Genomic DNA, 14,750 nt, shown 5'->3' on the forward strand with positions numbered 1-14,750 from the left:
CGGTAGAATGGAGGATTTTTAAATGGTAATTGTTATGAGGCCAAGTGCTACAGAAAAGCAAATCTCTGATGTATCAAATCTTTTATTATCTCTTGATTTAAAACCACACATTTCTAAAGGAGAAGAACGAGTAGTAATAGGTGTGATTGGCGACAAAAAAAAGCTTAAAGATAAAAATGTTGAGCTTATGGAAGGTGTTGAGAAAGTCATACCTATAGTTGAGTCTTATAAACTTGCAAGTCGTACATTTAATCCTGTATCTACAATTGTAGATGTAGACGGTGTCCAAGTTGGTGGTAAAAGTGTAGTCATAATGGCTGGTCCCTGTGCTGTTGAAAGCAAAGAACAGCTTTTTGAAAGTGCAGAAGCAGTAAAGATGTTTGGAGCTAAATTTTTACGAGGTGGTGCATACAAGCCTCGCACGTCTCCATATTCTTTCCAAGGACTTGAAAAAGAAGGACTTGAGATGTTATATGAAGCTAAAAAGTATACAGGTTTAAAAATAGTTACGGAGGTTATGGACGTCTATTCCGTAGAAATTGTAGCTAAATATGCAGATGTATTGCAAATCGGCGCGAGAAACATGCAAAACTTTTCGCTGCTTAAAGAAGTTGGTAAGTCTAATATGCCTGTTCTTTTAAAGAGAGGCATTGCAGCCACAATAGAAGAATGGCTTAATGCTGCTGAATACATTTTAAACGAAGGCAACAAAAATGTGATACTTTGTGAAAGAGGAATAAGGACATTCGAACAGTACACGAGAAATACCCTTGATTTAAGTGCGGTGCCTGTTGTAAAAAGACTAAGTCACTTGCCAATAATAGTCGATCCGAGCCATGGAACAGGAAAATCTTTTTTAGTAAATCCAATGGCGAAAGCTGCAATAGCTGCTGGAGCAGATGGCCTTATAATTGAAGTCCATCCAGATCCTAAAAATGCTTTATCAGATGGTGCGCAGTCATTGACGCCAGATGAATTTAGAGTTTTGACAGAAGAAATATCTGATATAGCAAATGCTGTAGGACGTGATTTTAAATGATCAAAAAAGTAGCGATCATAGGATTGGGACTTATAGGTGGCTCTTTGGCGAAAGCTATAAGAAAATATACAAGTTTAGGTATAATAGGTGTAGACGTGAAAGATGATTATATCGACGAAGCTTTAAGGGAAGGTATAATTGATGAAGGTTTTAAAGAAATTGATAAACCAATAGACACAGACGTAGTATTTGTATGCACTCCTGTTGGCATAGTCATAAATTGCATAGAAGAAATACTTCCGCACTTAAAAGATGGCTGTGTGATAACTGATGTCGGAAGTACAAAAAAAACGATAATGGATGCGGTAAATGGTATATTGCCGAAAGATAAATTCTTTATAGGCGGTCATCCTATGACAGGCTCTGAAAAGTGCGGATTTTTCTCAAGCAGTTCTGAACTCTTTTTGGGAAGCAATTATTTTATAATTCCTGATGAACGAACACCTGACAGTGTTGTAGAGATTTTCATCAATGAAATCATTAAAAAAATTGGTGCTAACCCTATATTCGTAGATAGCTATTCACATGATAGGATAGTAGGTATTGTGAGCCATGTGCCGCATATTTTATCGGCGGCTCTGACTAATTTTGCATATAGAGAAGATGCAGATGCCATAAGATTCGCTGCTGGCGGTTTTAAAGACTCTACGAGAATATCGATGTCCCAGACTGAGATGTGGAAGGATATTATTTTGAATAACAAAGATGTGATAAAAAAGCTGATAATAGATTATGAAAATCTTTTAAACGAATTTTTATTTAGCCTTGATTGTGACGATATAAAGTCACTGTGTGAATTTTTTGATATAGCAAGAGAAATCAGAAAAAGCATAGCTTCTTGACTTTGGAAAGGAATGAATATTTTATGGAGGTAGAAATTTCTAAAAAAAGCCATCTAAAAGGTGTAGTGAATGTTCCTGGAGATAAATCTATATCTCATAGAGCCATAATGTTTGGCTCTATTGCTGTTGGCGATACTGTTGTGAAAGGTTTCTTAAAAAGTGAAGATTGCTTTTCGACGATAAATTGCATGAGAAAGTTAGGTGTGGAGATAGAAATAGTTAATGATGATGTATATGTTAAAGGAAATGGCATGTATCTGAATGAAAGCCTTGATGTTTTAGATGCAGGAAACTCTGGTACAACGATGCGCCTTTTATCAGGTATTTTAGCTGGTCAGAAATTTGCATCTACTATAACCGGTGATGAGTCTTTAAGAAAAAGGCCTATGAAACGAATAATACAGCCGCTATCAATGATGGGAGCTAAAATAACAGCGGTTTATGATAATTATGCACCTATTACCATAAAAGGCAATACACTTAAGGGGATTAACTACAAAACAGAAGTTTCCAGTGCTCAAGTAAAATCATGCATAATGCTGGCAAGTTTGTATGCACAGGACGTTACGACAATTGAGGAACCATATTTGTCCAGAAATCACAGCGAACTTATGCTTAATTACTTTGGCGGAAATTTTGAGTCTTATGACAATAAGGTGATATGCCATCCTGTGGAAAAACTGCATGGGTGCGAAGTATTGGTTCCTGGCGACATATCTTCTGCTGCGTATTTTATGGTAGCAGCCAGCATATTGCCTAATTCAGAAATATTGATAAAAAATGTAAATATAAACAACACGCGAACAGGAATAATAGATGTGCTGAATAAAATGGGTGGCAATGTTGAAATAATAGAGGAGAAAGTCGTTAACAATGAACCTGTAGCGGACATAGTAGTAAAATCTTCGCATTTAAAGGGGATTGATATAGGTGGTGAGATTATACCGAGGTTGATTGATGAGATACCGGTTATTGCTGTAGCGGCAGCATACGCTGATGGTACTACAGTTATAAAAGATGCTGAAGAACTAAAAGTAAAAGAAAGCAATCGCATAGACACCATGGTAAGCCAATTGAGAAAAATGGGTGCTGATATAGAAGCTACAAATGACGGTATGATAATCCATGGTAAAGAAACACTGCATGGTGCTACGGTTGACAGCTACAACGATCATAGAGTTGCTATGTCATTAAGCATTGCTGCTCTAAAAGCTGATGGCAGTACAAAAATAAAAAATGCAGAATGTGTGAATATTTCATTTCCTGATTTTTATAGCGTACTTAATGTGCTATAATAAAAATTGGTGATTTTAATGGAAGAAAGCATACTCATAATTGAAGATGAGAAAAGAATTGCAAGGTTTTTACAGATAGAGCTTGAACGTGAAGGTTATAGTGTAACATTAGAATATAGCGGCAATAGTGGCTTAAGAGAGGCTTTAGATGGAAATTACGATTTGATAATCTTAGACTTGATGCTTCCAGGTTTGGATGGTTTTTCAGTATTGAGAGAACTACGAAAAAAATCATCGACGCCTGTAATAATTTTAAGTGCAAAAGATGAGGTAAAAGACAAGGTATTTGGGCTTGATATAGGTGCTGATGATTATCTGACTAAGCCGTTTTCGATTGAAGAACTTATGGCGAGAATACGAAATGTCCTTAGAAAAAATGCAAAGTCAAATGCTAATAAATTGGTATATGATGGGATAACAATGGATTTGTCTACATACGAAGTAAAAAGAGACGGAATAAAGATAGAGCTGACGAAAAAAGAGTTTGAGCTTTTGAAATATTTGATTATAAACTCTGAAATAGTGCTTACAAGGGAAAACATACTGGAGAATGTATGGGGCTACAATTATATTGGTGAGACAAACATAGTAGATGTGTACATAAGGTATTTGCGAAGTAAAATTGATGAACCGTTTGATAATAAGTTGATACAGACGATAAGAGGTGTAGGATACTCTTTAAGGAAAGAAAAAAATGAGAATTAAAAGCTTTAAGTTGTCAATAAAGTTGAGGATTGCTTTGCTTTATGCTATCATATTTTCATTTATTTTAATAGTGCTTAATGCATCTGTGTTATACGGTCTCAAATATTACCTTGTATATCAAGCGTTTGACGATATACAAAATCAATCAGATGTCATAGTCGAAAAACTGAAAGAGGTTGATGGCATAATAACAAGTGTAGACAAAGATTTACTTTTCGGATCGTCAATAGGTGAAAATATGTATTTAAAGATTGTGGATTCGCATGGGAAAATTGTGTACGTGTCTTCACCGCATTTGATTGATATACCATATGATAAAAATATAAATGTACCTACAAAAATAGAAAAAGATGAGACACATATAGCATATATAAACAGAAAGTATACTTTTGGGAATAAATTTTTTTATATTCAGGTTTATGAAGATTTAAAAAATCAGTATTTTTTCTTAAAGCTTTTGTTTGTTATGATGGCTGTTTCCGATGTCATTGGAGTTTTGGTGTCTTTTTTTGCAGGATATTTTATAACGGGTAGAGCATTAAGGCCTGTTGATTATATGGTGAGAGAAGTTCATGCAATCGACGAAAAAAAATTAAATAAAAGATTGAGCATTAGTGGAAATAATGATGAACTGTCTAAGCTCGCTGCTACATTTAATGACATGCTGGATAGGTTGGAAGACTATTTTAAAAGGCAGAATGCATTTATATCAAATGTTTCCCATGAGCTGAGGACACCTTTGTCTATCTTGAAAGGATATATAGAACTTATAGACAGATGGGGGAAAGACAACAAAGATGTACTGGAAGAGTCTATAGGCGCTTTAAAAAAAGAAGAGCAAGAAATGGAGATATTGATTGAAAGGCTTTTAATGCTGGCAAGAGGAGATAACAAGACGCTTAATATAAATAAGAAATTATTTAATGTTTATGAATTGATTGCAGAAATAGTCAGGGATGCTAAAGTGATTTTTAATGGGAAAAACATTGAAATTTTTTGCGATAAAAATTTGGAAGTGTATGCAGATAGGAACCTTATAAAGGAGCTATTAAGAATAATTCTCGATAATGCATTAAAATATACAGATATTGACGGCAACATAAAATTTTATGCAGGGGAAGCAGATAATAATGTAGCCGTAACAATTAAAGACGACGGCATTGGAATACCTGAAGAAGAGATTCCTTATATATTTGACAGATTTTACAGGGTTGACAAAGCAAGAAGCAAAGAAACTGGTGGAATGGGTTTAGGACTATCTATTGCAAAACTTATTGTTGAGCTGCATGGTGGAAGTATTGAAGTAAAAAGCAAGTTAAATGAAGGATCCGAATTTAAAATAACAATTCCCAAAATTTGATAGATGGGGGTGTTATTTATTTTTAGTGACATACTCCACAATATATGGTATAATATATTTATAAAATCACTATATATTGGAGGGTATAAAATGTTGCAAAAAGAAGCGACGAAGAATCAGCAGATGGAGGCAAAAAATTCTTCTAAGGAATATAAATGCCCTGATTGTGGGGCTCAGTTAGTTCCTGAAAGCGGATGTATTTACTGTCCATTTTGCGGTTACAGTGAATGCCACTAATTACCTATATTCCCATCAGTTTAATATGGACATATACAAGCATTCCCCTTATAATTAAAGTAAAATATGCCGAATCCCCGAAAAGGGGTACGGGGGATCTTTTTTTGGGGTGAATCCACTTAAGTGGTAGGGCGGCCCTTTGCCCGAACCCGTCAACTAACCTCGGAGGCAAAAGGGGGATTTTTATGTTAAAAAAATGTATTAAGGTAAAGCCTCTCATTGCATCATTAGCAGCGGCTCTTTTATTTTCTCAGACGGCATTTGCGGCAACATATACTGTGAAGCCTGGTGATAGCCTATATAAAATAGGCTTAAATTATGGTACAACATACAATCAAATAATGAAGCTTAACAATATCAGTAATACAGTAATATATCCGGGGCAAGTATTAGTTGTACCTGGCAGTGACAACACATATACAGTCCAAAAAGGCGATAGTTTATACTTAATTGCCATGAAGTATGGTACTACTGTAGATGCTTTAAAAAATGTAAATGGTTTAACAGGCGATATGATTTATCCAGGTCAAGTTTTTGTCATACCAACATCGACGTCTGGCACACCATCAACTTCTTCAAGTATAAGAAGCGATGTAACTACAAACAGGGGTTCTGTCCAAAGAGGTGTTATTTCATACACAAATGCTGATTTGGATCTTCTATCAAGGCTTATAAATGCAGAAGCTGGTGGTGAATCGTATCAAGCTAAAGTTGCTGTCGGTGCCGTGATAGTGAATAGGGTAAAAAGTGGTATATTTCCTAACTCCATAAAGGGTGTAATATATCAAGTCGATAGCAATGGCTACTATCAATTTACGCCTGTTGAAAATGGCTGGATAAATCTACCTGCCACACCAGACTCAATAAGTGCTGCAAGGGATGCCTTAAACGGTGTAGATCCTACAAACGGTGCACTTTATTACTTTGACGACAGCAATACTAACCAGTGGCTTTGGTCATTGCCAGTTGCATTGAGAGTTGGAAATATGGTATTTTCTTATGCAAGATAAAGATGATGCAAAATTGAGAGGCTAAGAGGAGCAAAATGGATACCGAAAGGTATCCATTTTGCTTTTATAATGTTTTTGCTTCGTACAAAGTGATAAAGCCAAATATTATAAAAATGATCGCTGATATGTAGTGTAAAAGCCTTGTCGGCAATTTCTTACCTAAATAAACTCCCAATACGATTCCGATGACATCGGCCATAAAAATTCCTGCAGTAGCGCCTAATAAAACAAATACAGGATTTTTGTATGTGGCAGTAAGTGCTAATGTCGAAAGCTGTGTCTTATCTCCAAATTCCGAAATAAAATATGTACTTATTATGGTGAAAACCGGACCGTATTTGGATTTTCTGATTTTTTCATGTCCTTCATGGCCATTTTTTAATGTAATCAACCCAAAAATTAAAAAAGATATGGCAGCCAATAGCTTCACGTATTTTATCGGTATGTACTCTGTAATAAATGAGCCAAACAAAACTGCAATACCCATATTTAAAAGGGCAGCGATCAATATGCTAATTAAGACAGTTCTGGCTTTTATAAATGTGGCAAATGCCATAGCCATAAACTGTGACTTGTCGCCCATTTCAGATGCAAAAACGAGAATAAAAGACGATATTAAAGCATTCATCAAATCTGCCTCCTTGTAATTAGTATGCCAAAAAAATAAAACCTATTACATAATATGTGCAACATATTACGTAAAGGTCTCATTCTTTAAGGCAAAGCCAGGTTAAAACCAGCATGTTGACTTTGCCACATATTTATATATGTGAACTACTCCCCTTTACATAGATAAATTATATAATATTTTTTAAAAGTCATAACTTCATTATATAATAAGTCAAAAAATTATGTCAATGCAACTTGTTTCCTTTCAGAGATTTCGCATCAAAATTCCAGCAAAAAATTTATCTTTACAAGAATTTTTATATTTTACATCTAGTTGAATATATGGTAATAGTAAATCCATTTAGATGCTAAAAAAGTTATACTTTCCCCTTACCCCATGAATTTTAATAATGAATTTCCAGTTTTGTTTCAAATTATGTCTTCACAAACAGTGGATTACTCCATCCAGTTTCTATGATAAATATCTCATCTTTTATATCTTCAATAATATCTATTTGAAGCATATGCTTTTCCCTAAAATTTCTTATACACCTGAAGAAATATAATTGCATCAAATTAAATGCTATTATTATAAACATTAACACAGTTTCTACACCCTCAGGACTGTGCATAAAACAGTGATTTAAGTGCCATTCTGTTTTTAATTGATGAAAAGCATTGTTTTCAATTTCCCATCTTTTATGTATTATTTTCCATAGAGTTTCTACTGAAGTAACTTTAGAGGTAGTTATTATCCATGATTCTTTTGTTTCTACTTTGCTTGAGCTATGTATCTCCTCTATAAATTTTATAAACCTTACTTCTATGTCGGAATTAGGCATTTGAAAATTGTCTTCGTCCCAGGCCTTTATTTTAATATAATTGCTATAGATGAGAAAATTCACTAACATAAATTACCATAATAAACTTACATGAAAAAATTTAATAAAAAATAGAGACAAATGCTCGCTTCTATGGTATTAATATGTTGTTACCCTATAACAATATTAATCATAGGAGTGGAGCAAATGTCTCATAATAAAAGAATAACAGAAAATTCATCAATAATCCAGTACTTAATGAAATTAAATTTTGCATTATATTTTACTAAACCTGTTATTCGTCATATTGTAGAATTTATAATTGCTGCCACTCAAAAAGGTTATAGTGGTACTGTTACAGATATAGTTAATTTAAGCCTTGCTAATTGCCATAGAACTACATTTGGCAAATTCTTAAGCCAAGGTGTTTGGAATATAGAGTATGCATGGAGAGCTATAAGGCGAGAAGTTATTCGCATTATATTTGAATTATCCCAAACTAGCAACAAGCCGATATTTGTGATTTTTGATGATACTATTGCTGAGAAGACAAAGCCTTCGTTACAGGCTAAACATACTATCCAGGCAACAGGATTCCATCAATCACATTTAAAAGGGAAGCAAGTTTGGGGACATCAACTTCTTACCATGATGCTATCTTGCGGCAATGTGGTATTACCTTACTGTATTGAGCGCTATGAAAAAGGTGGCAAAAGCAAAATCGAAAGAATATGCGAAATGGTATCTATGCTTCCAATACCTAAAGGACCAGCATATGGACTATGTGATTCATGGTACATAAACAAAAAAGTAATAGAAGCACATTTCGAAAGAGGATACCATCTCATAGGAGCACTAAAAACTAACAGAATTATCTATCCACAAGGCATTAGAATTCAGATAAAAGACTTTGCCCAATATATCGAAAAGAACGAAGTTCACCTCGTTACAGTGAACGGTTCTAATTACTGTGTATATCGCTATGAAGGAGCCTTAAATGGAATAGATAATGCTGTAGTAGTATTGTGTTGGCCTGAGAAAGCTTTTAAAAATCAGAAGGCTCTACATGCATTTATCTGTACTGATACTGAATTAGATACTGAGACTATTCTAAAATACTATAGTCAGAGATGGCCTATAGAAATATTCTTTAGGCAGACAAAGAATAATCTTGGACTAAATACATATCAAGTACGCTCAACAAAATCAATAGATAGATTATTATGGCTTATATCATTGACATACCTGTATTGTACGACTTCAGGTGACGAATATTATAAATTTGGGCAAGGAATAAAAATAGTACGCAAAGAAGTACAAAAGCAGCGTGTTCAATGGCTGTATGAGCGAGCTAATAATAAAGTACCTATTAATGAAATTTTAGCAGAACTACAATTAGCATAGGTGTAGTGCATCTATTTGATGGTAATATTTGTTATCAATTTTTCTCATCTATAGTATAATTGTTACTTTTTTTCTTAACAGTCCATTCTTTATCTGCTTCTCGACACTTGAATAAACCAAGTGCATCCTTAACTATATTAAGTCTTTCATCTTTAACCCTTACTACTGCATCCATCCCTATTGATAATACTTCTTTAATCCAAGTAGATTTGCAATATAATGCATCAGCTACTATAATGTCTGCAAAATGATGAAATTCTTTATGCAATTTTCTAATTAGACGCTTGCCTGCTGTGATTTCTCCTTCGTCTTTATCTGAAGCATCTCTTTTAGGTTCAAGCATTTCCTGACCTATGATAAGATGTGGATCAGAACCTACAGATGCACATATTACTGACCTATGAAAGTAATGAGTAATCCCGTCCTTTTGGACTCGTGTAAGACAATTATCACAGCACTTATTAGTGCTTTCAAATAACTCTACACCATCTATTGCAACAACTTTTAGTCCATCTATAGTTCCTTTTCTAAAAACCTTATTTTTTGTACTTGTCTTGATTATACTATTATTAAGTTCATTTAAGCCATCTAAATCAAAATTGCTTAAAACACGCCTAATAGTGTCAATACGAGGAATTTTAGTCTTTTTAGGTAATACTTTTTTAAATTTACCTTTTTTAAGCCAATGTTCCAACCTATTAAAACTCCTTATTTGAAGCATAAATCCAAATAATACTACAAAGGTAACTGTTGAAATTTTTACTGAAGATTTTGCTCTTTTATCTTTTAGGGTATTGATTTTTTCTCCAAGATGGTATATCTTAGAGAAGTAAATAAGCATTTGTTTTAAATAACTTTTGTTCATTTTATCAGCATCCTTTCTATTTAGGTTTTCGCAAAACATATTATAGAAAGGATGCTTTTATTTTGCAAATTTTTTTCTTTCAATTTCCAGTAAAAAACGGAAAATCACATATTTCTAGCTGCTCTTAGTTAAATTATATAAATCAACGTGTTTATCACTCTATAATTTTTTAAATGCGAAATCTCTGGTTTCCTTTTCTAATTTTTTTCATGTTTATTAATTTTATTATTCCTCCGTAAACGAGAGAAAACCCAATTATGGCTGGTATTATAAATGCTATTATATTTAGCACATTTGTCTCATCGATTATGGCAACTATTATGGGTAATAATATTATCAAGCCAATGATTATTTGTATAAAAGGGTATTTGCCAACTCCTTTTATGGGTTCAGGAATCCGCCCTGTTCCTATATAATAGCCGGGGTTGTACTGGTTTTCCTCCCATTCTTTTAGGTCATCTAATTCCTTCTCAAATTCATTTTTTTTATTCGGCTCATTGTCTTTCATAAATAACACCTCATTGAAACATTCTAACTTTAGAATTATTATACAACTTTAACTTATTAATTCAATCTAAAACCGGGGGACCAATGAATTTTATTTTTGTAGTCTACAATATCGTTAATTAGTCTTTTCTACACTTTTAGAAATTCCTCCTAAGTCGTATGTAAAAATTATTTACAAAAGCACATTTTTAATGGTATAATATTATTAGATAAAAGTTCGAGGCTCGAACTAATTTTTTAAAGGAATTTGGTTCGGACTATGAACTAATTAGGGAGGTGATAGATTGACGCAGTATCGAAAAGGCACTAATTATCTTATCAAAAATATAAACACGGCAAATGTTTTGGATGTCATTAAAAAAATGCAGCCAATTTCTCGCGTGAAAATCTCAAAAATCCTTAATATGAGCAAGTCGACAGTATCAGGAATAGTAGATGAATTGATAAAGGAAGGGCTTGTTACTGAAGAGGGATTTGGAAATACCGCATCCGCAGGCAGAAAACCTATTGAGCTTACTTTTAATCCTAATGCGAAATTTTCAATAGGCATCGATATAGAATCGACAAATACAATTGGAGTGCTTACAAATTTGGAAGGAAAAATAATAAAAAAGATAAAAAGACCTACAGGAATAAAAGATGAAGCTTTCGTAAATACAGTTAAAATCATTAAAGAACTATTAGAATATCAAGAAGATATTGCAGGCATAGGGGTTGGAGCTCCTGGCATAACAAATATAGAAAAAGGAACAGTGTATGCGCCGGGGCTTTCGTGGGTTGACTTTAATCTCCTTCTTAAGTTAAAAGAAGTGTTTGACTATGACATATTTATCGACAACAGCGTTAATTATGCAGCATTGGGTGAAAGATGGATCGGTTCATGCAAAGATGTCAACAATTTTGTTTTGGTAACAGTAGGAAATGGCATTGGTTCTGGAATATACATTAACGGGAAATTGGTAAGGGGTCATAAATACTCAGCAGGAGAAGTTGGCTACATGGCTATAGGCAGAGATATTTTAGACAAAAAGTATTTTTACGAAGATTATGGGTATTTTGAAAGCAAAGCATCGCTTTTAGGTCTTGTCTCGTCGCTAAAGAATATGTCGAATGGAAAATTTGGTACGATAAAGGATTTTGTTAATGGCTATTTGGCAAAAGATGAGATTTGCATTAGGGCTTTTAACGAATTTATAGAAAATTTAAGCATGGGTTTTGCTAACATCATAAGCATATTAAATCCGGAGCTTATAGTCATAGCAGGCGATGTGATAAACTTAGGCATCGATATAGTAGATAGTATAAAAAAGCTAATTGATAAAATGGTCCCGTTTGATGTAAAGATCATATATACAAAGCTAAACGAAGATGCCGCCGCAATAGGAGCATCTGCTGATGTTCTTCTTAAGACAAATTACTTAATACTAATATAAAATGAAAGGATGATTCTTGTGAGATTAATAATAACAAATGACTACGATGATATGAGCAAAACTGCAGCAGAAATCATAAAAGATCAGATAAACAGAAAGGCAAACTCTGTATTAGGTCTTGCTACTGGTTCTACTCCTCTTGGGACTTATAGAGAGTTAATCAGGATGTACAATAATGGAGAGATTGATTTTTCCTACGTCATAACCTTTAACCTTGATGAATATGTAGGACTGCCAGATGACCATCCTCAAAGCTATCACTACTTCATGTATGAAAATCTATTCAATCATATAAATATAAAAAAGGATAATATTCATATACCCAAAGGGGTTTCAGACGATTTTGATAGAGACTGCAGGTTGTACGATGAGGAAATAGAAAAGTTTGGAGAAATTGATCTTCAATTGCTAGGTTTAGGTGTTAATGGGCACATTGGTTTTAATGAGCCTGATGACTATATAAATACAAAGACACATATAGTGGATTTGGCAGAAGAAACAATAAATGCAAATAAAAGATTTTTCAAAAGCATTGACGAAGTTCCGAGAAAAGCTGTAACAATGGGGCTTGGCACGATAATGAAATCAAAGAAAATTTTATTATTGGCATCTGGTAAAAACAAAGCAAAAGCTATAAAAGAAACTTTAAACGGCTATCTTACGACAGATGTTCCGTCAACTGTTTTGTCATTACATCCTGATGTTACAATTGTAATAGACAGCGATGCTGCATCTTTGATAGATTTAGAGATAGCAAGAGAGAATGTCGATGTTATTTCAAAGCTATAGACAATCGTTTATAGCTTTATTTGTTTTTAAAAATTCGATGTAGTATAATTAAAGTAAACGACCCCTCTATAGGGGGTAAGGGGGATTTAAGTGTCTTTATTTGCAGCGTTTTTAGGTGGTATTGTTTCGTTCTTTTCGCCATGCATTTTACCGCTAATACCCGTTTACGTGACGTATATTTTCGGCGGAAAGAAGAAAAATTTTTTCAATTTGTTTTTGTTTGTATTAGGTTTCAGCATCGTTTTTGTCCTCATGGGAGCTACGGCCAGTCAATTGGGGAAATTTTTTGTTTCATACAAAGTTCTATTTAGAAAAGCCAGTGGTATAATAATATTATTATTTGGACTTTATATGATGGGTATCATAAAGCCGGCTTTTCTGAGCAGAGAAGTAAAACTTAATGTTTCTAACAAAAAGGAGGGGTATTTTAGCAGTTTCATTTTTGGCATAGCTTTTGCCTCTGGTTGGACGCCGTGTGTTGGTCCTATACTTGCGACTATCCTTTTATATGCAGGTGAACAAAACACTGTGTATGTTGGGGTTCTTCTGCTGTTTGCTTACTCATTAGGAATTGGAATTCCATTCATAGTAGCTGCTATACTAATTGATAGATTTAAAGCATTTTACAAAAAGATGAATTTTATCATGCCGTATATTGAAAAAATTGGCGGTTTATTTTTGATAATTTTCGGAATTTTGATGTATTTTAATCTCATTATAAGGTTTGAAAGTTACATTAATATTTTGAGGTGATTTGAGTGAAATCAAATAAGAAGAAGTCAAAGAGCAGCAACAAAAATGTGATATTGACTGTTTTAGTAGTTTTAGTTTTGATATTGGGAATTTCAATTTACTTTTTGAACAATTACGTAGTATCAAGTCAAACAAAGAGCCAGAATGCGAATAATGCTACCAGCAATGCTCAAGTAGGTATTGAAAAAGGCGATTTAGCACCGGATTTTACGCTAAAAGATGTAAATGGGAAAACAGTAACATTATCAAAGCTAAGAGGGAAAAAGGTCATATTAAATTTCTGGGCTACAACATGTCCATATTGTAAAATTGAGATGCCTGAATTAAACAAGTTTTATGAGAATAACAAAAATGATGTTGTCCTATTGGCGATAGATATTGGTGAGGATAAATCAACTGTTGAAAATTATCTTTCAGGAAAGGGTTATAGTTTCAATGTCCTTTTAGACAGCGATGCAAAAGTAGCCATGGATTACAAAGTTCAATTTATACCGATGTCATTTTTCATTGACAAAGATGGTATAATAAGGGCTATAAGCAATGGTGCAATGACATACGACGAGGTAGATGAATATTTTAAGACAATATCTCAATAATTATTGACAATTTGTTAAAAAGGTGGTATATTTAATTTAGCGATGACCCATATACCGGGGGTACAGTATAAAGGAGGGATAGTGATGAAACCTATTAACGTAACAGATATGAACTTTGATACTGAGGTGTATAATTCCGATAAGCCTGTTTTAGTTGACTTTTGGGCTGCATGGTGTGGACCCTGCAGAATGATGGCACCTGTATTGGAAGAAGTTGCAGAGGAATATTCTGATAAAATAAAGGTTGTAAAGTTAAATGTTGACGAGAATCCTTTGATTGCATCACAATATAGGATAATGAGCATTCCTACGTTAGGTGTTTTTCAAAATGGACAATTAGTTGACAAAGTTATCGGATTTATGCCAAAAGAACAATTAGAATACAGGCTTGCAAGATATATAGATGCACAGGTATAAGTTTGTGAAAGATCTATAAAAAGATACCATAATTTAGATTGTGGTATCTTTTTTTCATTTATTCTTCA

At 33.7% G+C, this 14,750-nt stretch carries 17 protein-coding genes and 1 riboswitch; of the genes, 13 read left to right on the forward strand and 4 right to left on the reverse strand.

The genetic code is table 11. The features are described from left to right. Positions 1-22: 22 nt before the first annotated feature. From aroF to THEXY_RS05755, 7 genes are all read left to right on the forward strand, one after another. Entirely contained in the window at positions 23-1,039 is a 1,017-nt protein-coding gene (gene aroF, locus THEXY_RS05730) for a 3-deoxy-7-phosphoheptulonate synthase (RefSeq protein WP_013787886.1), read from the forward strand. Continuing rightward, on the forward strand, positions 1,036-1,881 hold the full coding sequence (locus THEXY_RS05735; RefSeq protein WP_013787887.1) for a prephenate dehydrogenase: 846 nt from the start codon (positions 1,036-1,038) through the stop codon (positions 1,879-1,881). Before aroF ends, THEXY_RS05735 begins: the two co-directional genes overlap by 4 nt. A 23-nt stretch (positions 1,882-1,904) precedes the next feature. Next, positions 1,905-3,176, forward strand: coding sequence for a 3-phosphoshikimate 1-carboxyvinyltransferase (gene aroA / locus THEXY_RS05740; protein ID WP_013787888.1), 1,272 nt, complete (start codon positions 1,905-1,907; stop codon positions 3,174-3,176). Between the two features lie 18 nt (positions 3,177-3,194). Next, positions 3,195-3,881, forward strand: a complete 687-nt coding sequence (locus tag THEXY_RS05745; protein ID WP_013787889.1) for a response regulator transcription factor — start codon at positions 3,195-3,197, stop codon at positions 3,879-3,881. Then, positions 3,871-5,241 (forward strand): sensor histidine kinase, encoded by a 1,371-nt coding sequence (locus THEXY_RS05750; protein ID WP_013787890.1) that lies wholly within the window; start codon positions 3,871-3,873, stop codon positions 5,239-5,241. The genes THEXY_RS05745 and THEXY_RS05750 overlap by 11 nt, the downstream gene beginning before the upstream one ends. A 90-nt stretch (positions 5,242-5,331) precedes the next feature. Further along, positions 5,332-5,478: a hypothetical protein gene (locus THEXY_RS12625; RefSeq protein ID WP_013787891.1), complete on the forward strand. Its 147-nt coding sequence runs from the start codon at positions 5,332-5,334 to the stop codon at positions 5,476-5,478. Positions 5,479-5,535: 57 nt separating this feature from the next. Beyond that, positions 5,536-5,664: riboswitch (cyclic di-AMP (ydaO/yuaA leader) on the forward strand. Continuing rightward, positions 5,664-6,488 carry a cell wall hydrolase gene (locus tag THEXY_RS05755; RefSeq protein ID WP_013787892.1) on the forward strand — a complete coding sequence of 275 codons (825 nt, stop codon included), beginning with the start codon at positions 5,664-5,666 and terminating at the stop codon, positions 6,486-6,488. Its footprint overlaps the riboswitch before it by 1 nt. Before the next feature lie 64 nt (positions 6,489-6,552). On the opposite strand, the gene THEXY_RS05760 is transcribed toward THEXY_RS05755, so the two are convergent. Both THEXY_RS05760 and THEXY_RS05765 read right to left on the reverse strand, forming a co-directional pair. Continuing rightward, positions 6,553-7,116 carry a TMEM165/GDT1 family protein gene (locus THEXY_RS05760; protein WP_013787893.1) on the reverse strand — a complete coding sequence of 188 codons (564 nt, stop codon included), beginning with the start codon at positions 7,114-7,116 and terminating at the stop codon, positions 6,553-6,555. Between the two features lie 415 nt (positions 7,117-7,531). Further along, on the reverse strand, positions 7,532-8,008 hold the full coding sequence (locus THEXY_RS05765; RefSeq protein WP_013787894.1) for a transposase: 477 nt from the start codon (positions 8,006-8,008) through the stop codon (positions 7,532-7,534). A 117-nt stretch (positions 8,009-8,125) separates the two neighbouring features. Between THEXY_RS05765 and THEXY_RS05770 the strand changes: the two genes are divergently transcribed. Next, positions 8,126-9,322 carry an IS701 family transposase gene (locus THEXY_RS05770; RefSeq protein WP_013787895.1) on the forward strand — a complete coding sequence of 399 codons (1,197 nt, stop codon included), beginning with the start codon at positions 8,126-8,128 and terminating at the stop codon, positions 9,320-9,322. 34 nt (positions 9,323-9,356) lie between these two features. Here THEXY_RS05770 and THEXY_RS05775 read toward each other — a convergent pair whose 3' ends face one another. Then, complete coding sequence (locus THEXY_RS05775) at positions 9,357-10,187, reverse strand: DDE transposase family protein (protein WP_013787896.1); 831 nt, start codon at positions 10,185-10,187, stop codon at positions 9,357-9,359. A 169-nt stretch (positions 10,188-10,356) separates the two neighbouring features. Further along, entirely contained in the window at positions 10,357-10,695 is a 339-nt protein-coding gene (locus THEXY_RS05780; RefSeq protein WP_013787897.1) for a hypothetical protein, read from the reverse strand. A 283-nt stretch (positions 10,696-10,978) separates the two neighbouring features. On the opposite strand from THEXY_RS05780, the gene THEXY_RS05785 reads away from it, so the two are divergent. The 5 genes from THEXY_RS05785 (at position 10,979) to trxA (ending at position 14,682) form a co-directional block, all read left to right on the forward strand. Beyond that, positions 10,979-12,127, forward strand: a complete 1,149-nt coding sequence (locus THEXY_RS05785) for an ROK family transcriptional regulator (RefSeq protein ID WP_013787898.1) — start codon at positions 10,979-10,981, stop codon at positions 12,125-12,127. Positions 12,128-12,145: 18 nt separating this feature from the next. After that, positions 12,146-12,916: a glucosamine-6-phosphate deaminase gene (nagB, locus tag THEXY_RS05790; RefSeq protein ID WP_013787899.1), complete on the forward strand. Its 771-nt coding sequence runs from the start codon at positions 12,146-12,148 to the stop codon at positions 12,914-12,916. Positions 12,917-13,006: 90 nt separating this feature from the next. Further along, positions 13,007-13,669, forward strand: coding sequence for a cytochrome c biogenesis CcdA family protein (locus tag THEXY_RS05795; RefSeq protein ID WP_013787900.1), 663 nt, complete (start codon positions 13,007-13,009; stop codon positions 13,667-13,669). Between the two features lie 5 nt (positions 13,670-13,674). Next, positions 13,675-14,265, forward strand: a complete 591-nt coding sequence (locus tag THEXY_RS05800) for a TlpA family protein disulfide reductase (RefSeq protein WP_013787901.1) — start codon at positions 13,675-13,677, stop codon at positions 14,263-14,265. A gap of 84 nt (positions 14,266-14,349) precedes the next feature. After that, complete coding sequence (gene trxA / locus THEXY_RS05805) at positions 14,350-14,682, forward strand: thioredoxin (protein ID WP_013787902.1); 333 nt, start codon at positions 14,350-14,352, stop codon at positions 14,680-14,682. The last annotated feature ends 68 nt before the right edge of the window (positions 14,683-14,750 follow it).

It is taken from the genome of Thermoanaerobacterium xylanolyticum LX-11, from assembly GCF_000189775.2.
GTDB classification, from domain to species: Bacteria; Bacillota; Thermoanaerobacteria; order Thermoanaerobacterales; family Thermoanaerobacteraceae; genus Thermoanaerobacterium; species Thermoanaerobacterium thermosulfurigenes.